This is a genomic window from Mesorhizobium sp. M0983 (genome assembly GCF_040318975.1).
Taxonomy (GTDB): domain Bacteria; phylum Pseudomonadota; class Alphaproteobacteria; order Rhizobiales; family Rhizobiaceae; genus Mesorhizobium.
In genome coordinates this window covers 24,057-42,255 of sequence record NZ_JAMYNH010000003.1, presented here as the reverse complement: position 1 = coordinate 42,255, position 18,199 = coordinate 24,057, and the positions used below count along the sequence as shown (strand labels likewise).

The 18,199-nt window shown below is 62.9% G+C and carries 15 protein-coding genes and 1 pseudogene; 6 read left to right on the top strand and 10 right to left on the bottom strand.

Annotated features, from left to right (window positions below; genetic code table 11):
- The first annotated feature begins 92 nt into the window (after positions 1 to 92).
- Entirely contained in the window at positions 93 to 866 is a 774-nt protein-coding gene (locus NKH71_RS06635; RefSeq protein WP_352494204.1) for a glucose 1-dehydrogenase, read from the top strand.
- A gap of 152 nt (positions 867 to 1,018) precedes the next feature.
- A complete protein-coding gene (locus tag NKH71_RS06630) occupies positions 1,019 to 1,813 on the top strand; it encodes an inositol monophosphatase family protein (RefSeq protein WP_352480835.1) in 795 nt (264 codons plus the stop codon).
- On the opposite strand, the gene NKH71_RS06625 is transcribed toward NKH71_RS06630, so the two are convergent.
- The 7 genes from NKH71_RS06625 to NKH71_RS06595 all read right to left on the bottom strand — a co-directional run bounded on the left by NKH71_RS06625 (position 1,803) and on the right by NKH71_RS06595 (position 11,896).
- Positions 1,803 to 2,879 carry an ABC transporter ATP-binding protein gene (locus tag NKH71_RS06625; RefSeq protein WP_352480834.1) on the bottom strand — a complete coding sequence of 359 codons (1,077 nt, stop codon included), beginning with the start codon at positions 2,877 to 2,879 and terminating at the stop codon, positions 1,803 to 1,805. The two genes, NKH71_RS06630 and NKH71_RS06625, sit on opposite strands and share 11 nt — an antisense overlap.
- Positions 2,879 to 5,113, bottom strand: coding sequence for an ABC transporter permease (locus NKH71_RS06620; protein WP_352788848.1), 2,235 nt, complete (start codon positions 5,111 to 5,113; stop codon positions 2,879 to 2,881). The genes NKH71_RS06625 and NKH71_RS06620 overlap by 1 nt, the downstream gene beginning before the upstream one ends.
- 54 nt (positions 5,114 to 5,167) lie before the next feature.
- Entirely contained in the window at positions 5,168 to 6,184 is a 1,017-nt protein-coding gene (locus tag NKH71_RS06615) for an ABC transporter substrate-binding protein (RefSeq protein ID WP_352788850.1), read from the bottom strand.
- Between the two features lie 182 nt (positions 6,185 to 6,366).
- Positions 6,367 to 8,898: an NAD-dependent epimerase/dehydratase family protein gene (locus NKH71_RS06610; RefSeq protein WP_352894691.1), complete on the bottom strand. Its 2,532-nt coding sequence runs from the start codon at positions 8,896 to 8,898 to the stop codon at positions 6,367 to 6,369.
- Between the two features lie 194 nt (positions 8,899 to 9,092).
- Positions 9,093 to 9,980 carry an arginase family protein gene (locus NKH71_RS06605; RefSeq protein ID WP_352588390.1) on the bottom strand — a complete coding sequence of 296 codons (888 nt, stop codon included), beginning with the start codon at positions 9,978 to 9,980 and terminating at the stop codon, positions 9,093 to 9,095.
- A 355-nt stretch (positions 9,981 to 10,335) separates the two neighbouring features.
- Positions 10,336 to 10,836 carry a DUF6496 domain-containing protein gene (locus NKH71_RS06600; protein WP_023678569.1) on the bottom strand — a complete coding sequence of 167 codons (501 nt, stop codon included), beginning with the start codon at positions 10,834 to 10,836 and terminating at the stop codon, positions 10,336 to 10,338.
- A 325-nt stretch (positions 10,837 to 11,161) separates the two neighbouring features.
- Positions 11,162 to 11,896, bottom strand: a complete 735-nt coding sequence (locus NKH71_RS06595; RefSeq protein ID WP_352641794.1) for a phosphoribosyltransferase — start codon at positions 11,894 to 11,896, stop codon at positions 11,162 to 11,164.
- 285 nt (positions 11,897 to 12,181) lie between these two features.
- Here NKH71_RS06595 and NKH71_RS06590 point away from each other — a divergent pair, with 285 nt between their 5' ends.
- A complete protein-coding gene (locus tag NKH71_RS06590; protein ID WP_023677862.1) occupies positions 12,182 to 12,610 on the top strand; it encodes a CBS domain-containing protein in 429 nt (142 codons plus the stop codon).
- Between the two features lie 90 nt (positions 12,611 to 12,700).
- On the opposite strand, the gene NKH71_RS06585 is transcribed toward NKH71_RS06590, so the two are convergent.
- Positions 12,701 to 13,180 (bottom strand): Hsp20/alpha crystallin family protein, encoded by a 480-nt coding sequence (locus tag NKH71_RS06585; RefSeq protein WP_352480830.1) that lies wholly within the window; start codon positions 13,178 to 13,180, stop codon positions 12,701 to 12,703.
- Positions 13,181 to 13,447: 267 nt separating this feature from the next.
- Between NKH71_RS06585 and NKH71_RS06580 the strand changes: the two genes are divergently transcribed.
- Complete coding sequence (locus NKH71_RS06580) at positions 13,448 to 13,885, top strand: DUF2267 domain-containing protein (RefSeq protein ID WP_352641801.1); 438 nt, start codon at positions 13,448 to 13,450, stop codon at positions 13,883 to 13,885.
- 48 nt (positions 13,886 to 13,933) lie between these two features.
- Positions 13,934 to 14,404, top strand: coding sequence for a YbhB/YbcL family Raf kinase inhibitor-like protein (locus tag NKH71_RS06575; protein ID WP_023720888.1), 471 nt, complete (start codon positions 13,934 to 13,936; stop codon positions 14,402 to 14,404).
- A 39-nt stretch (positions 14,405 to 14,443) separates the two neighbouring features.
- On the opposite strand, the gene NKH71_RS06570 is transcribed toward NKH71_RS06575, so the two are convergent.
- Positions 14,444 to 15,919, bottom strand: a complete 1,476-nt coding sequence (locus NKH71_RS06570; RefSeq protein ID WP_352894688.1) for an FAD-dependent oxidoreductase — start codon at positions 15,917 to 15,919, stop codon at positions 14,444 to 14,446.
- A 1-nt stretch (position 15,920) separates the two neighbouring features.
- Positions 15,921 to 16,970: a hypothetical protein gene (locus tag NKH71_RS06565; RefSeq protein ID WP_352894686.1), complete on the bottom strand. Its 1,050-nt coding sequence runs from the start codon at positions 16,968 to 16,970 to the stop codon at positions 15,921 to 15,923.
- A gap of 347 nt (positions 16,971 to 17,317) precedes the next feature.
- On the opposite strand from NKH71_RS06565, the pseudogene NKH71_RS06560 reads away from it, so the two are divergent.
- A pseudogene (locus NKH71_RS06560) lies at positions 17,318 to 18,195 on the top strand (alpha/beta fold hydrolase).
- Positions 18,196 to 18,199 lie beyond the last annotated feature (4 nt).

Genomic DNA, 18,199 nt, shown 5'->3' with positions numbered 1-18,199 from the left:
ATCTCGCCATTGCTGACAGCGGTCGTTCGCGCTTACGATGTACGGCAGGGCCTCGATCGCCTGCATCTGGCCGCATCTCTGGGAAACAAACATTGACCGACCTATCGGACCTGTTCGGCCTCGCCGGCAAAACCGCTTTCATCTCCGGATCGAGCCGCGGAATCGGCTTTGCCATGGCGAAGGCGCTGGCGAGCGCCGGCGCGACGGTGATCATCAATGGGCGGGACGAAGACCACGTTCAAAAGGCACTCGGATCGTTGGCCGAATCCGGTATCCAGGCGATCGGCTCCACCTTCGACGTGACCGTGGCTGAAGACGTCGAGCGTGAAATCGGCAGGCTGGAAGCAGAGCGCGGCCCGATCGATATTCTCGTCAACAATGCCGGCATGCAGCACCGCGCGCCATTCGCCGATTTCCCGCTCGACATGTTCGACAGATTGATGCGGACAAACCTTTACAGTGCATTCTATGTCACCCGGCCGGTGGTCCGCTCGATGATGGCCCGCAAGACCGGGTCCATAATCAACATATGTTCGGTGCAAAGCGAACTGGGGCGTTCCTCGATCGTGCCATACACGGCATCGAAGGGTGCGATGAAAATGCTGACCAAGGGGCTTGCCACCGAGCTTGGCCCACACGGCATCAGAGTCAATGGTATCGGCCCAGGCTACTTCCGGACAGAACTGAACGAGGCGCTGGTGCAAGACGCCGAATTCTCGCGCTGGCTGGTCGGGCGCACACCGCTGGCCAGATGGGGCGAAGTTGACGAACTGGGCGGCGCCGCGATCTTCCTGGCATCCAATGCATCGAGCTTCATGACGGGCCAGATCATCTATGTCGACGGCGGCATGACCGGCTCGGTATGACCGCGGTTATCGCTGTCAGTGCGTGGGAGATCGGTCGACCTCGAGCCGCCCTGCAAAAGGCAGAGCCGTCATTTGCACACTCTTACCTTGACCGCTAAGCTTCTCCGGCTGGGGTATTTTCCTCAGATCACATTCGCCATCCCAAGGACCCCATGACACCCGACACAGCAGCGCGCGAACAGTTCGCCATCGATCTCGCGCGGCGCGCTGGCGCGCTCGGCCTGAAATATTTTCGCGATCTCGACAGCCTCGCCATCGAGAGCAAAGGTCATCAGGATATGGTTTCGCAGGCCGACCGCGAGGTCGAGCTGTTCATCCGCGCGGCAATGAAAGCCGCCTACCCGACCGATGGAATTGTCGGCGAGGAGCATGCCTCGGTCACCGGATCGAGCGGGCATGTCTGGGTGATAGATCCGATCGACGGCACCGCGAACTTCGTGCGGGGCATTCCGGCCTGGTGTGTGGTCATCGCTTGCGCCAAGGACGGCGACACTGTCGTGGGCGTCATCCACGAACCCTCCACGGGCGAGACTTTTCATTGCCGTAAGGGCGGCGGCGCCTTTCTCGACGGCAAGCCGATCAGGGCAAGCGCGGCCACCAGCCTGACCGACGGTTCGTTGGGCACCGGGTTTTCCAACCGCGCCGATATGCAAAACGTCGCCACGCTCATCGGCTTGCTGTTTTCCAAAGGCGGCGTGTTTTTCCGTAACGCATCCGGTGCGCTGATGCTCGCCTATGTGGCCGCTGGCAGGCTGCTCGGCTATGTCGAAGAGCATATGAACGCGTGGGACTGCCTGGCAGGCATGCTCCTGGTGGAAGAAGCCGGCGGCACGATCGTCAAGCCCGACCCAAAGACGGTGCTGGAAGGAGGCGCGCTGGTGATTTGCGGCGGCAGCGGCGTGTTCGCCCAGATCCGCCAACTCTGCGTGCAATCCTTCAAGCTTTGATCAGAACCGGTCCGCGCTCCGGAAAGCCGATCCCGACGCTGTCGCCTGCCTGAAATGGCGCATCGATATTGGGCGATATTGCAAACACCTGGCCGTGCGGTGTGCCGATGATCAGTTCGAGATGGCTACCGACATAGGTGACCTTTTCGAGACTGCCGGCGATCGTCCGCGGCGTGCCGGCAGCCCCGATCCCGATCCGGCTCGGCCGGACCGCCAGCTTCGCCGGGCCGGCCCGGTGGCCACGCGCCGGCAGTTTCAAGGCCAGCGAACCCAGCCGGACGGTGGCTTCATCGCCTTCTACCGAAACCACCTCGCAATCCAGGATATTGGCTTCGCCGATGAAATCGGCGACGAAAGCGTTGGCCGGCGCGTCATAGAGTTCGCGCGGCGTACCGTCCTGTGCGATCACGGCTTTGTTCATGACGATGATACGGTCCGAAACCGCCAGCGCCTCTTCCTGGTCATGCGTGACATAGACCACCGTCAGCCCGAGCTTGGTCTGGATTTCCCTGATTTCCTCGCGCACGTGTCGACGTAGCTTGGCGTCGAGATTTGAGAGCGGCTCGTCGAACAGCAGCACTTGCGGTTCGAGCACCAGCGCCCGCGCCACCGCCACGCGCTGCTGCTGGCCGCCAGACAATTCGCTGGGCAGGCGCGCCTCGAAACCGGTCAGGCCGACCATTTCCAGCCCGGCACGGGCACGCGACGCAGCCTCCTTCTTGTCATGGCCGGAGAAGCGCAAGCCATAGGAGACGTTCTCCATCACCGTCATATGCGGGAACAGCGCATAGGATTGGAAAACCATGGACACGTCGCGGTCGGTAGCGGGCAGGCGCGTGACGTCTTTGCCGCCGATCAGAATGCGGCCGCTGGAAGGCATTTCGAGTCCGGCGATCATGCGCAACGTCGTCGTCTTGCCGCAGCCGGAGGGCCCGAGAAGCGTCACCAGCTTGCCGGCTTCGATCGCAAGCGAGATGTCGTCGACCGCCGCCGTGCTGGCGCCCGGATATGTCTTGGTGACATGGTCGAAGGTCACCGAGGCGGCGTTGCCGCGAATTTCGGCCATCACCCAGCTCCTGCTATCGTCGTCGGGCCGCCTGCCGTTCCGGGCAGGCTGACATTGGTGCGCACGCTCCAGCCGTCGCCCGGCTGGATGCCGCGCCGGCCGATATTGCGGCTGCCGACAACCAGCTGCATCAGGCCGATCACCATCAACGTGACGACGATAAGCACCGTCGAATAGGCGATGGCGATGCCGTATTCATTGTTCTCGACACGTCCCACGATGTAGCTGGTCGAAAGATCGTAGCGCGCGCTGACCAGGAAAATGACGGCGCTGATCGCGGTCATGGCGCGCACGAAGGAATAGACGAGCGCCGCCAGCATTGCCGATCTCAGCAAAGGCAGGATGACGCGTCTGAAGGTCTGCCACGAGTTGGCGCCAAGCGTCAGCGAGGATTCATCCAGGCTGCGGTCGATCTGCGACATCGAGGCGACGCCGGCGCGCACGCCCACCGGCATGTTGCGGAAGATGAACGACAATACGAGGATGATGCCGGTCCCGGTCAGTTCGATCGGCGGCACGTTGAAGGCAATGATGTAGCTGACGCCGATTACGGTTCCCGGAATCGCGAACGAGAGCATGGTCGCGAATTCGAAGGCATTCTTGCCGCGGAAATTCTGGCGGACCAGAAGGTAGGCGGTCAGAAGCCCTATTCCGGCCGTCAGCGGCGCCGATATCAGCGCGATCTCCATGGTCGTCCAGAAGGAGCTCCATGCCGAGCCCGACCAGTGGATGCCGAACTCATTCCAGCCGACGGAAAACGCCTTCCTGTAGTGCTCCAATGTGAGGCTCTGGTCGACCCCCCAGAGCTTGACGAAGCTGCCGTAGAAGATCACCGCGTAGACCAGCACCGTGAAGGCCGTCCACAGTCCGGCGATGACATAGAGCGCGTATGTCAGCCCGCCCGGCAGGCGCGGATGGACGCCGGCGTCGCCCTTGCCGGTGACGGTGGTGTAAGGGCGCCTGCCGATCCAGAAGCGCTGGGCATAAAACGCGCCGAGCGTGAAGGCCAGCAGCACCAGCGCCAGGATCGCGGCAAGTGCCGCATCGTTCTGCGCGCCGACGATGGCGAAGAAGATTTCCGTCGACAGCACGTCGTAATTGCCGCTCAGCACCAGCGGATTGCCGAAATCGGCCATGCTCTCGATGAAGCCGAGCAGAAAGGCGTTGGCCAGGCCCGGCCGGATCAGCGGCAGGGATACGGTCCAAAAGGTCTGCCAGCGGCTGGCTCGGAGCGTCTGCGAGGCCTCTTCCATGGACGGGCTGACGCCTTCGACGACGCCGATCAGCACCAGGAAAGCAATCGGCGTGAAGGCGAGGACCTGGGCGATGAGCAGGCCGGGAAGTCCATATACCCACCGTGTCGGCTGAATGCCGAAGACGCCGGCGACGCTCTGCGTCACCGCGCCCGACTGTCCGAACAACAGGATGATGGCGAGACCGATGACAAAAGCCGGCGTGATGATCGGCAACACGGTCAGCGCGCGCAGCAGCTTGCTAAAGCGGAAACCGGTACGGGTCACGACCAGCGCGAACACCAGCCCCAGAAACATGGTCAGCAGGCCGACGAGCACGGCCAGCAGCAGCGAATTCCAGGCCACGCCGCAGCGGCTGCCGTCGGCAAGACAAGCCAGGCTCCACAGCCGCGAACTGAACAGTTTGGCCAGGAACGCGACAGGCGAGTAGCCGCCATCGTCGGTCTGCATGGCATTGGCCAGCATCATCAGGATCGGCATGAAGATGAAAATGGCAACCATGGCGACGACAAAGCCGATCGAGCCGACGACGAAGACGTCACCAGAGATGGCGCCGCGCGCGGCAACACCCAGGGTGAAAAGGAACAGAAAGGCACCGCTGACCAGCAAGGCGCCGTAGCCCAGGCCGAATTGGCGGTCGCCAAGTTCGCCGAACAGGCTGGTGAGCCAGCCGAACTGCCAGCCGCGCAGCCCGATGGCGAAGCCCTGGAACAACAGCCAGCCAAATCCGGCGGCGCCGACAATGATCAGCAGTCGGCTGAAGAACGGATCGGATTTGGTGCGCCCCCACAGAAGCAGCGGCACCGCCAGCAGCAAGCCGAGCGGCGCCAGCCACAGTTTCTCGCCCTTGAGGGCCAGAATCAGGGCCGGCGCGAACTCGCTTTCGGACGGGTAACCGTCGAACAGCCAGGAAAAGCCGAAGAACCCGTCCTCGATGCCGTACCAAGGCAGCACGGCAAACCCCAGCCATCCGACCGCCATCCAAAGGAGGGCGACCGGTTCAATGGGCCAGCGGGTTTCGCGGAAGCGCATCTGCTATTGCGGCAGCGATGCGACCTCCTCGTCCCATTTTTTCAGCAGCCGCTTGCGCTCTTCGCTCGAGCCATACTTCTTGAAGTCATAGTCGATCAGCTTGATGGTGGAGAGGTCGGGCGCCTTGTCGGAGGTTTTTGCCGCCTTGTTCGACGGAACCTGGAACGACCCCGCCTTTTGCGCCATGGACTGGACGTCGGCCTCGAGCGCCCAGTCATAGAATTTTTTCGCAGCCTCCAGGTTCCGCGCCCCCTTGATGATCGATTCCGAGCCGATCTCGTAGCCGGTTCCCTCGCAGGGAGTGACCGGAACGATCGGGAAACCTGCGACGACCTGCGACACGGCGTCGTGGATGAAGACGATGCCGATGGTGGTCTCGCCGAGACCGGCGGCCTTGATCGGCGCCGAGCCCGACTTGGTGTACTGGTTAACGTTCTTGTGCAGGGCTTTCATGTATTCGAAACCCTTGTCCTCGCCAAACAGCTGAACGATGGTCGCCAGCATATTGTATGCGGTCCCCGAGGAATTGGGGTTGGCGACCTGGATGTGCCCCTTGTATTCGGGCTTGATCAGATCGGCCCAGCATTTCGGTTCGGGAAGATTGCTCTTGGCCAGCAGATCCTTGTTGTAGCCGAAGCCCAGCGCACCCGAATAGATGCCGACAGTGCGGTGGCCGGATGTTTCCGCCTGCTTGATCGCCCATGGCTGCAACTGGTCGAGCAGCGGCGATTCATATTCCTCGGTCAGGCCCTCCTCGGCTGCCTGCAGATGCGGGTCGCCGGTGCCGCCCCACCAGATGTCTCCCTTTGGGTTGGCGGCCTCAGCGCGCAATTGCGCATAGATTTCGCCAGCGCTCTTGCGGGTCATATTGACGGTGATGCCGGTCTTCTCCTCGAACGCCCGTGCCGTCTGCTGGCACCAGACCTCATCGACGCCGCAATACATGGTCAGGCTTTCGGCGGACCCCGATGCCGACGCGGCGGCGAGGATGCCGGCGCCAAGAATTGCCCTTTTTATCATGTTGAAATTCCTCCCTAAGTTATTTGCCGACTTATGAAACCCAGATACGCGGAAAATTCAAGTTGGAAGGGTGCGGCGGCCTTTGCGTCTTTCGCCGACTTCCCGCTCAACATGTTCGACAGACTGATGCGGATCAATCTTTGCAGTCACCTGGCGGATCGTCCAGCGCTGCTGAACATCCCTTAGACGATGGCTCGGTCCCAGCCGCCATAATGCGCAGCGCTGCGCGTGCCGCGCGGCAGGCTGAGCCCGACCAGCAGCGCTCCGATCGCCAGATTGGCGAAGCTCGCCGCCGCACCGCCGGCGAGGATAAAGGGAGAGAGGGCGATCCAGGCTCCAAGCGCGATGTTCAGAAAGCGGACGGCGCGCCCCACTTCGGCCATCGCCGTAACGGCGACCATTATGACCAGGCAGCCGGTGACATGGTCGCTGAAGTAGAGCGGCGGGCTTGTGCCGAAGGCGAGCGGCGTGATCATCAGCAGGGCGCCGGCGAGGGTGCTGGCCACTAGGGTCCATGGGAAGTTCACACCGCCGGTGACGAAGTCCCGCGCCACTTCCGACAGCGGCCGGTCGAGGTCGGGCGCCGGCGTCTGGTCCTCCGAAAGTGCCGGGCCTCCGCACCAGAATGTGCGCCAGAACGGCTCTCCCGCCTGTTTCACACGCCAAAGATACTGGCAGCTCGCCAGCACCTCGTCGACCGAATAGGGGATGAGCACGACCGTGACGGCAGCCTGGACGATGCAGAGCGTGCACAGCGCTCCGATGAGCGGCGGCTGGATGATGATGAAGCCGACGCTGACCACGCCGAGCGGGACGACCAGCAAGCCGAACAACAGCACCATCCACGGCATGGTGCGCCAGCGGCGGCGGTCGCCGATCGCGCCGGCGAGAATGTCCAGCGCATAGGCAAAGGCGCCCAGCCCGGCATCGGCGATCGGAAAGCCCTTGGAGACCCAGGAGGTGACCACCGCCTCGCTGCCATTGCCGGCCGGCGTTCCGCCCGGGCCGAAGAACGGTTCCCAAAGGCCATCGATATGGCCAAGCTGATAGGCAGCGAGATAACGCGAGACGAACAGGCCGACAAAGGCGAGGCCGATTATGGGAATGCGCTGGGTGAAGAGCGAGGGCGAATAGCTCCAGCCGAGCGGCCGGTCGTCATCGGCGGCAAGGGCACGCCGGCTGATACCCGGCGTTGGCGGGACCATCACCGCGAACGCGACGATCAGCATGCCGGCCAGCGTGTCGGTCGCGTAGGCTCCGGCGCTGGTGGTCCAGAACAGGAGCGGCGCGAACATCACCCAAACCCCAATCGAGGCGGTGATCCATTGCAGTCCGTGCCAGCGCCGGCGCATGCCTACAAGCGCCAGCGACAGGATGGCGAGGCCGGATACGATCTCACTGATGCCGAGCCTGCCGTCGCGCGTCTCCGGCGAGGCGATCTCATGTCCGAGCGCCGGCGGAATCGGTGCTGAAGCGGGATCGAACAGGCCGAGCGTGAAGGGCGCCGCCACGAGCCACAGTCCGATGGCAACATTGGTCAGTGGCGCCCAGAGCGTTGCGGCCCGGTGGCGTTCGGTTTCCACCTCGACCTCGTCGTCTGAGCGCTCGAGCGGACGCCGCAGCCTTGCGGCGGCCTGGTCGAGTTCGGGCGCGGAAGCGGCGACCGCCGACGGTTCAAGCTTGTTCTTCTTGTACCAGTCGGTGGGATCCGCCTTCAGCCGCCGGATCATTTCCGGCAAGGTAGCGGTCAGGCTGTGCCGCGGCTTCCAGCCAAGCAGCCGCCTGGCGCGGGAGATGTCGATCTCGTAGTGATCGTCGGCGTTCTCGATCATCCATGGCTTGATGTCGGTCTCCTGGTCGAAAACCTTCTCCTGCATCCAGGCGCCGAGCTTCGTCACCTCCTTGGGCAGGGACAGGGTCCGCCAGGTCTCGCCATGCAGGAGCCGCCCAATCTGCTTCTGCATCTCGTCGTAGGACGGTGTCTGCTCTTCGCCGATCAGCAGTACGGTCTCGTCGGGAAGCTCGCTGCGCCGGTCGACGGTGCGCACTACGGCGTCGACGAGGTCGTCCAGGTGCAGGTAAGGCTGTCCGGTGGTGATGTCGCCGGTGAAAAGATAGGCGGTCGGCATGCGCTCGAAAATGCGGGCGATCTGCTGGGCGATGAAGGCGGCGTGGCAATCCTCGTCATAGACACCCGCCAGTCGCAGGATCGCAACCTTGATGTCGCCGTGCTCCTTCAGGATCAGTGTCTCGGTCTCGGCCTTCGATCTCGGATAGGCCCAGGCCGGATCGATCGGCGATCGCTCGTTGATCTTGGCGCCCTTCGCCGGGCTCGGCGCATGCACCAGCAACGTGCTCGAAAACACGAACTGCTCCGTCTCGAGCCCCCTCAGCGCGTTCAGCAGCCGGCGCGTTCCCTCGACGGTCACCGCGCCGTATTTCGGATTATCCTCGCCGGTCGTGTCGTAATAGGCCGCGAGATGGATCACCGAGGCAATGCGGCCGCCACTCCGTTCGCGCACCTCGGCCAGCGCCTTCGCCGCGCTCGTATCCGAGGTAAGGTCGATCTCGATCGTCTCGACGCCGGGCAAGGACCGCCTGGCAACATCAAGGCCGATGATGTCGTGGCGCTCCGTCAGGCCGCGAGCGATGGCCTGGCCCAGAAACCCGCTGCTGCCTGTGATCAGGACGGTGGGACGGGTTTTGCCGGTCATGGCGAATCTCCTTGGCGGTAGCGAGATGAAAGGGGCCAAATGCTTTCAGTCGCACACTCGGAACCATGTTCGTTGAGAACGGTTCCCGATGAGGTGGCATCACGGAATGGATGCGCGCGGCGATCCGTCAGACCGACTGCCATTCGCTCCGGCGGATTGCATTCGTGCACAAGTGCAGGACGACCGCAATTGGCCTACCGGTCGCGAAGTGCAGCAGTCAGAATGTCGATCAGCAGCTTGCCGCAGCGACGATCTGGATCGCGGTCGGGATCATAGATCGTCACCTCCATCCCAATCACGCGTGAATCATTGCACCATGTGCGAAGAGCTTCGACGGCTTCGTCGGGCAAGACACCGCCGGCTTCCGGCGTATCGACAGCCGACATGATCTCGCTGTCCAGCACGTCGACATCGAAGTGAACGAATACACCCTCGACGTCCTGCCCTGCGACCGCGTCAAGCGCTACGCGTGCAGCATCGGCGACGCCGCGCCGCCGCACTTCAGCCAAATCCATCCGGTGAACATCGGTGTCGAAGACGGCCTTGGACGTGTAAGTCGCGGGGTCCTGCACATCGCGGTAGCCGAATGCGACCACGTCGGCCTCACGGAACAAAGGAGTGTGCTCGCCGAAATCGGTCAGGAGCTTCGGTCCATGGCCGGTCACGAAGGCCAAATCCATGCCCGCGGCTCCCTTTGAGGGCGACGTATCCGGCAATTTGAAATCCGTGTGCCCATCGAAAAAGATAAGGCCGTAGCGGCCACGACGCCGTAGCGCGAGCGCGGGGCCAAGCAACACGCTGCAATCGCCGCCGAGTATGAGCAGGAACCCTCCCGAGTTCAGCTCCTCGCCGACGCCTTCGGCAAGCGTCTCGGAATACTGGCGCAGCGCCTGGGCATTGCGCACGCCCGTCGCAGGGTCCACCTCAGGCCGATAGGGCGGAGCCCGAACCGTGCGCAACGGACCGGCGCCCAAACGGTTGGCAAGACCAAGCGATTGAAGTACCTCCGGCGCCTTCCATGCGCCGGGCTCCGGCTCACCCTCCTGCGGCATCAGCCCAAGATTAGAGGGCGCGCCGAGCAAAGCGATATGTCTCGCCTGAGGGGTGGTTCGTGGCATTGTCGTGCTGGCTACTGAGGACATGATCAGAGTTCTCCGCGTTGTGGGCAATAGGCATCTGCTCAAGAAACAGGCTGCGCTTTCCTCCCGGTCTCCCGTCGACTTTGCCGCCGAGTACCTCCGGGGCCTTGCCGCCGAGTACCTCTGGGTCGGTGTTACGCGTAAGGGAACATTTCGAGCGAAGACGTCGATGTTGTCCCGCAGATGCAGTCACTGATTCGCCTTGGGCAGCGGCACCGTCCCACGCTGCAGGAGCGGAGCTCGATACCGGTCGTTTGGGCCATATCGGGTTTCCTAGAGCCGAACTGCCATCTTTGAACTATGCGTGGTGTGCCCGCGTTCTGGCGGCCTTTTGCGCCGCCGCCTTCCTTCCGCTGGCGCCTTTCGTCTCGGCGGCTTTCTTTGCGGCTGCGGAACGCTCCTCAGCCGTCCGGCGCGAGGCCGCACGCTTTGCCTGCTGCGCCAGCGCCTCGTGCGACGCTGTGCTCTTCGGCTCGTGCTCGAGCACCTTGGAGACGGCTTTCGAGACCCGCGGGCGGCGTTTCGGCGTGCGTTCGCCCTGGCCGGCCTCATAGGCGTATTCGGCGCTTTTGCGCGTGCTCTCCTTCACCTTGCCCTTTTTGGGCGGGGGCAGGTCTACGCCTGCGCGTCTCGCCTCGGAAAGCCCGATGGCGATAGCCTGCTGGGTCGAGCGCGCGCCGTGCTCGCCGCGGCGGATTTTATCGATCTCCTCGTGCACGAACTCGCCGGCCTGCGTGCTCGGCGATTTGCCCTCGCGCTTGTCCTTTCGGGCCTTCTCGATGGTTTTCTTGTCCGGCATTGTCTTTCTCCCAACTAGGGGTTGCGACAGCCATTTGGGTTGCAGCTGCGCGCTGTTTTACGAGGACCTTAACGCGTTGAGGACGCAAATGATCCCGGGACTGGTGATCCAACCTCCAGCTGTCAGGACGTGGACGCCGATCTGTCCGAAATCAGATGGCGCAAGAACCATCGGCTCGCGAGATCCGCGACTTCGTCCAGCGCTGCCATGGGCGAAGAGCACAAGGCCGCGGGCATCCGGGGTAACGAAAGATTGCCCTCGTGCGTGATAGGCCCCGCGGGAACATGCACGACGTGCTCGCTATCCCGGTCCATATCCACCTCCGCTATGTCGATCTGGTGCCAGGCGCCGGACCCGCACTCGCGTGCCCAGCCAATTCCTCTTCGGAAGCGGCAGGTTTGTCGGAAGCGGAAGGCTTGGGCACGGACCTGGCGAGGAGCGCGCGGACCTCTTCATCGCTCGTCTGTGAGAAATCCACGTACCACCGCCCGACACCGAGCAGCGGCTCTGGTGTCGTCGCGCAAACGACCTCGTCGGCGTCCGCCCGCATCGCGTCGCAAGTGTCGGGGCTACCGACGGGAACGGCCGCGACGATATGGGCGGCGTGGTTTTTTCGCAGCGCCTTGATCCCGGCCCGCATGGTCGATCCGGTCGCAAGCCCGTCATCCACGAGGATAATGGTTCGTCCATTCAACTGCGGTGGGGGTCGCCCGTTCCTATAGAGGTGCTCGCGGCGCAGAAGCTCTTTTTCCTCCTTTGCGGCGACCGCGTCGATGACATGTGGCGGGATCGCGAGACCGCTGACGATTTCGTCGTTCAGGACACGTACGCCTGCGGGCGCGATCGCTCCCATGGCCAGCTCCTCGTGACCGGGGACGCCGAGCTTGCGCACGACGAAGACGTCGAGCGGTGCCTTGAGCGCCTGCGCGACCTCGTAGCCGACCGGCACGCCGCCTCTGGGCAGCGCCAACACGGTCACGTCGTCGCGCCCGGCAAAGCGAACGAGCTCTCCGGCGAGTCGCCGCCCGGCCTCGCGGCGATCTGAAAAGATGATAGCCATGATCTTCAATCCGCGTGCATCTGTTTTTCCGGTGGATGTTTTTCACCAGCCTGCGGCGACATCCCGTGGGATGGCTGCGACGCCGGTTACCGTTTTGGAACTCGCTCGCTGCCTGGACGTTCCAAGAATAGTTTCAATCGCGAGGTGCCGGCACGTGCATTGGCGCGGGATCGAGAGGATAGCGATCGCACAAGCCTCGTCCGGCCAGCTGGCAATCTCGCGATGCGCGGCAACAGCGCGATTGGCGACTTGTTGCCTCAGCAATCAGAGAGAGGAAATATTCCCATGCAAGTTCAGGAGATCATGAGCCGTCGGACCGAACTGGTCGGCCCGAACACGACAATCAGGGATGCCGCCCGGAAAATGCGGGCCGACAATCTCGGTGCCCTTCCGGTCGGCGAGAATGACAGGCTGGTCGGCATGGTGACGGACCGCGACATCGTGATGCGCGGCGTCGCCGAGGAGCGCTCAGCCGGCAACACGACCGTTCGCGAGGTCATGTCCGAGCATGTCTATTGGTGCTTCGACGATGCCGATATCACCGATGCGGCGAAGATCATGGCCAAGCATCAGGTGCGTCGTCTTCCGGTGATCAACCACGACAAGCGCCTCGTCGGCGTCATTGCCCTGGCCGACCTCGGGCGGACCGATGAGGAAGCCGCCAAGATCGCTCTCGAAGGCGTTTCCGAGGCGACGGACGATCCCCGGCGCTAGACGCTCGCCCTGAGCGGTTGCCGCCGTGCTCGCCGCTCTCCTTCCACAGGGGCTGAACGCCGCCTGCTGAGGCAGCCTTCAGTTTGGCAACTATCGCGCTTTCACTTCTATGCGGCGTGTTTTGTCCTTTGCAGCGGGATTCTTCGGAAGCTCGACAGCCAAAACGCCGTTCCTGAAAGTGGCCTGCACCTTGTCGGCATCGATCTCCGTTTCCAGGAGGATGGTCCGCTGAAACCGGCCATAACTGCGTTCGCTGTAAGTGCGGCCGCCGTCGCCTTCCTTGTGCTCCGAACGCTTCTCGCCTGTAATGGAGAGGGTGTTGTCGCGCAGCTCGAGCTCAACATCCTTCTGCTCGAGCCCCGGCAATTCGGCGGTGACCTTATAGGCTTGGTCTGTTTCATATACGTCGACGCTCGGCCAAAGACCGCCCGCCGTAGTCGCTTCGGCCATTGGCGCAAAGAAGTCGTCGAACAGGCGATCAATCTGCCGGTGAAATGACGTGAGCGGGTCTCGCGCGGATGGGTAGAGGCTGCGCGATGGCGTCCTGGGCGCCAAATCGTGATGTGCCATGGTTCTTCTCCTGTTTCTCGTGTCTGCATCACTCGTCGCCATGTGATCGGCGACGGCAAATAAAACTCGTCCGCCCATGAGGATGTTCCGAGCGCCGGCCAAGAAAGGCGGTCGAAAAAACAGCGGCAAAAAGCCGGCCCGAATTCCCTCCTGGCGGAACCTCCGACAATGAATGCGCGTCAGGGCATGCCCATCGGGGAACAACGGGCAGGTACGGCTGTTTGGTCGTATCAGCCGTAGTCGGATTTGAATGGAAGGAGGATTTCGATGAACGCCACTGGACTCGACGTATTCGACAAGACGCTGCAGATCACGAACATCTGGCTCGACGAGATCATGGACGAGATTGGGCCGGATCGGCAGGTCGCCTGGCACGTTCTCGGAGCGGTGCTGCACGCCTTGCGGGACCGTATGCAGCCGGATCTTGCAGCGCACCTCGGCTCGCAGCTGCCGATTCTGGTGCGCGGCGCCTTCTATGACCAATATCAGCCTTCCAAAGCTCCCGAGAAGATGCGGTCGCTCGACGAGTTTCTGGCCAAGATCAAGGCGGAGCTGGAATTTACCCGTCCGGTCGATTCCAAGGATGCATTCAGGGTCGTGTCCAAGGTGCTCGCCCATCACGTCGGAGAAGGACAGATGCACAAGGTCTGCGAATCCCTGCCAGGAGAGATAAGACGCGTCGCCGAAGCTCAGCAAGCGGCGTGAACGGCGCGGCGCGGGTTTCTCGGTCGCAACCTCCTTGGGGAAATAGCAATGCCACTTACCCTTATCAGCCCGGCGTTCCCGGCAGGCGGAACAATTCCCGAAAAATATGCGCGTGACGGCCAGAACGTCTCGCCGCCGCTGAAGTGGTCCGGTGTTCCGGATGGTACCAAGAGCCTTGTTCTTGTCGTGCAGGATCCCGATGCACCAAGCGGGGTTTTCGCGCACTGGGCGGTGTTCAATATCCCGCCGGATGCCGGCGGACTCGCCGAGGCCGAAGACGGCAAGCCCGGCCCGTCGGCCCTCAGGCAAGGCACCAACGATTTCGGCAATGCCTATTACGATGGTCCGCAGCCGCCTGCAGGGCATGGCGTCCACCATTACCACTTTCTGCTGGCAGCGCTCGATGTGCCGAGCCTCAGCGTTCCGGGACAGGCGGGCGTGCATCAGGTCTGGAAGCAAGCCCAGAAACACGCATTGGAGGAGACGGAGTTGGTCGGAACCTACGAACGGCCGGCGTGACGCGGGCCGCGTCGGTCGCCGCCTTCACAGTGGCCGCCTTCACAATGTAATCTGGGCAAGCGGTTTTCGGGCAGGGCCGTGGATGACCGAACCGTCGGCGGCGAAGATCGAGCCGTGGCAGGGACAATCCCAGGTGTGGTCCGCATTGTTCCAGGTCACGGTGCAGCCCTTGTGGGTGCACGTCGCCGAAACCGCCTGGAGTGCGCCTTCGGTGTCTCTCCACGCCGCAATCTTTTCGTCTCCCCTGACGATCACGCCACCCATGCCGGGCGCAATGTCGTGGGTGCTCGAGACGATCGATTGACTGCGGCCATTCTTGTGGAAGTCCTCGGGGTAGGGCCGGGCCGGATCGTAGAGTTTTTGCCATGGGCTCGGGCGGCCGCAGATCAGGTCGGCTATCATCGTGCCCACGGCCGTCCCGTTGGTGATGCCCCAGGCGTTGAAGCCCGTGGCAATGTGGAAGCCGGCGGCCTTGGCGGGATCGGGTTCGCCGGCGTATGGGATCCTGTCGGCCGTATCATAGTCCTCGTTGCACCAGCGCCACGCGACGTCGCCGACCGGAAGGTTCCTTCTTGCCCATTTTTCCAGTTCGACAAACCGCTTCGCCACGTCGCCATCCCAGCCGGTGTTGAATTTAGGGCCAAGCGTGACCAGCAGTGGACCTTCGGCATCACGGCCTGTGCGAATGGAATGCGTCGGGTCGTCGATGCCGATGAACATGCCGTCGACAGGGAGGGGATCATCGATCCGAAAGGCCATCACGGTGTGGCAGCGCGGTTGCGTCCGGTTCGCCATGCCGACGGGGCTCTTCACCGTCATGTTGGTGGAGACGACGACGTGCCCGGCATCAACGGCGCCGCCATCTGTGACGACGCGCCAGCGGCTTGCCTCGTCGATCGAGGTGGCGCGGCTGTTTTCGAAGATCCGGCCGCCACGGGCCGTCACCGCTTCCGCCAGACCAACCAGATACATCGCCGGATTGAACTGCGCCTGGTCGGGGAACCGTAATGCCGCGGCCGTTTCGAAAGGCAGCGGTGCGCGTTCGAGAACCTCGGCCTCTAGCCCGACCTGGCGCGCGGCCTCCGCCTCGGCCGCGACCTCCGCGCGCCGGCGATCGTCGCAGGTGTAGGTATAGGCTTCCTTGCTCTCGAGATCGCAGGCGATGGCGTAGTTGTTAACCCAATCGCGGATTTGTCGGGCGCCGGCGGAATTCGCATCGGCGTAGACCTGGGCCAACTCCCGGCCGACAGTGTCGATGAGATGACGATAGATCAGCGTATGCTGCGTGGTGATCTTGGCCGTCGAGCGGCCGGTCACCTGGCCGCCCGTGCGCAGGCCTTCGAGGACGACCACCGATCGGCCCGCCTCGCAAAGCCGAAGCGCCGTCGTCAGCCCGACAATTCCAGCCCCCACGACAACGGCGTCCGCATGGATCGAACCTTCGAGCTGGGGATAGTTCGTGGATCTGGCTGCCGCCACCCAACAGCTTCCCGGTTTTCCCAAGAGAATGGCCATTTCAACCGCGTTCCTTGCGTCTCGGTGCACTTCCATCGACAACCGCGCCGGCAGAGGAACGTTCCCGAGCTTGGTCGCTTTCAATCATTGTCTCGCCACCCCGGGTCAGAAAAGCACCAGGAAGATGCGAGGTGCAGGCCATCACCCACGTGATCGCCTCGCGGTCGTATTCGTCGCCGGAGCGCCAGTCCTCGAAGAAGGCGTTCAGCCTATCGACACGCCCCGGCCAGATACCGGCGGCCTGCAGGCCGAGCGAAACGCCGTAATTGGTGAAGGCGAACTTGGTGTCGCCCAGCCATGGGGCACGGCTGAAATAGCCGGGCGGGTCGACCCACATCGTTTCCAGGCTTCGCAGGGAACGCCTCGTCTGGGCCTCGGCCCACGGCTCGTCGGGAAAGAAATGGGCGAGCCACAGCATCATGCCGAGGCCGAGGTCCTGCTCGATGTCGAGGGTGCGCCAATCGCGCTGCATCAGATCACGCATTTGCGCGATCTCGGGCGCCAGTGCGTCCTCATCGAGCGTCCGGTAAGAGACGTAGCCGTCATAGGCATCCATGCTGCCGAGACCGTAGCCAGGATATGGGCTGCTTAGATCCTCCTGCATCTTCCAGATCACACCGCGGCCGGGGACCACAAATGCCGGGTGAATGTCACGCGCCAGCGCAATGCCGCGCTTGCGGTATTCCGGCTTCAGATCGCCGAGGCGCGCCAAGGCGAACAGCCACATCGCGAGATAGTGGAAGTACTGGCCGGCGCGATCGGCCGCTTCGCCGATCCTCAGTCCGCGCCGGCGGCCGAGCACACGCTCGACATCGGCGACCAGCCGCTCGGCCGCGTCCAGCCAGCGCTGTTCGCCAGTTTCTGTGTAAAGCGAGACGTAGAGCACGACCCCGAATGCATCGGTCCACAGATATCGCAAGCCGTTGGGCCAGATGCCTTCGGCGCGCATCCAGTCGAGTTTTCGCAGGACGTAGTCGACGTCACGCAGCATCGTGCCAAAGCCCGAACTGGCCGAGCCGGCCGATGTTCGGTGTCGCGCGATTGTGAGCATGCAGAATTTCGAGCATGTCTCTCCTCCGTTGCGGTCGATCTGGCCAGATACCGCGAAACGATCTGATCGGCGGCAGGTTCCTTGGCGCTTTCAACGGCGCGACCGGGAACCCTCCGCCTGGTCATAAGTTTGCGAATTGGCCTTGGACGGTGCGGGGACCACGTGGCCCGAACTCATGCCCGGACTGGCCGAGCGGAGCAGTACAGAAAGCGACAATCGCGCGAACAAGACAAAGTGCACTGTCACCGTATTTGTGTTTTGGAAGTCAGTTGCCGCGTCTATTTTTCCACGGAACCTTCCAGCGAGAGCATCGTAAACAACGGGATGCGGGAGGTTGCAGCCTTTCGATCGAGGAGGCAAAATTGCGACACCGCCAAGTCAAAGTTAACGGAGACGCTATTTTCTTTCGCGAGGACGGCCCGGCCGACGCTCCGGTGCTTCTGTTGCCGCACGGCTATCCCTGCTCGTCCTATCAGTTTCGAAGGCTGATGCCTGGACTGGCAGATCGCTGGCACACGTTCGCGCCGGATTTTCCTGGCTTCGGTTACAGCGCCACGCCCGACATGGCTGCATTCGGCTACGATTTCGATGCCTATGCCGGGTTTCTGGCGGCTTTCGCTGACGCGCTCGGCCTATCCGCTATGCGCTGTGGCTGCACGACTATGGCTCGCAGATCGGATTGCGCCACGCCATCGCCTATCCGGAGCGCGTTGCCGCGCTTATCATCCAGAACGGCGACATCTACGAAGACGTGCTCGGCCCGAAATACGCAGCCATCAAGATGTATTGGAACGACAAGACGTCCGAGAAGCATCGCCCGCTGGAAGATGCGGTCAGCGAGGAGGGCTTCCGGCACGAGTTCATCGGTGAAGTTGGCGAGGCCGTGGCCGAGCGCGTGCCACCGGATCTGTGGAAACTCCATTGGCCTCTGATGGACACGCCAGCCCGTCGGCGGCTTGCGGTCGGCCTGATGGAGAAGCTGGAGGGGAACCTCAACTGGTTCCCGAAATACCAAGCTTATCTGCGCAAACGGCAACCGCCGACACTGATCGTCTGGGGTCCCGAGGACGGCTATATGCCGGCCGCATCGGCCCGCGCCTACAAACGCGACTTGCCGCAAGCTGAGTTCCACCTCCTCGATGGCGCCGGCCACTGGCTACTGGAAACCCATTTCGATGAGGCGCTTGCGTTGGTGCGCGACTTCCTTGCACGCGTCCACGGCTGATGAC

Excerpts from the sequence above, each read along its gene's own strand:
- NKH71_RS06630 (WP_352480835.1), top strand. The coding sequence starts at position 1,019 with ATGACACCCGACACAGCAGCGCGCGAACAGTTCGCCATCGATCTCGCG.
- NKH71_RS06625 (WP_352480834.1), bottom strand. The coding sequence starts at position 2,879 with ATGGCCGAAATTCGCGGCAACGCCGCCTCGGTGACCTTCGACCATGTC.
- NKH71_RS06620 (WP_352788848.1), bottom strand. The coding sequence starts at position 5,113 with ATGGCGGTCGGATGGCTGGGGTTTGCCGTGCTGCCTTGGTACGGCATC.
- NKH71_RS06615 (WP_352788850.1), bottom strand. The coding sequence starts at position 6,184 with ATGATAAAAAGGGCAATTCTTGGCGCCGGCATCCTCGCCGCCGCGTCG.
- NKH71_RS06610 (WP_352894691.1), bottom strand. The coding sequence starts at position 8,898 with ATGACCGGCAAAACCCGTCCCACCGTCCTGATCACAGGCAGCAGCGGG.
- NKH71_RS06600 (WP_023678569.1), bottom strand. The coding sequence starts at position 10,836 with ATGCCGGACAAGAAAACCATCGAGAAGGCCCGAAAGGACAAGCGCGAG.
- NKH71_RS06595 (WP_352641794.1), bottom strand. The coding sequence starts at position 11,896 with ATGGCTATCATCTTTTCAGATCGCCGCGAGGCCGGGCGGCGACTCGCC.
- NKH71_RS06590 (WP_023677862.1), top strand. The coding sequence starts at position 12,182 with ATGCAAGTTCAGGAGATCATGAGCCGTCGGACCGAACTGGTCGGCCCG.
- NKH71_RS06585 (WP_352480830.1), bottom strand. The coding sequence starts at position 13,180 with ATGGCACATCACGATTTGGCGCCCAGGACGCCATCGCGCAGCCTCTAC.
- NKH71_RS06580 (WP_352641801.1), top strand. The coding sequence starts at position 13,448 with ATGAACGCCACTGGACTCGACGTATTCGACAAGACGCTGCAGATCACG.
- NKH71_RS06575 (WP_023720888.1), top strand. The coding sequence starts at position 13,934 with ATGCCACTTACCCTTATCAGCCCGGCGTTCCCGGCAGGCGGAACAATT.
- NKH71_RS06570 (WP_352894688.1), bottom strand. The coding sequence starts at position 15,919 with ATGGCCATTCTCTTGGGAAAACCGGGAAGCTGTTGGGTGGCGGCAGCC.
- NKH71_RS06565 (WP_352894686.1), bottom strand. The coding sequence starts at position 16,970 with ATGCTCACAATCGCGCGACACCGAACATCGGCCGGCTCGGCCAGTTCG.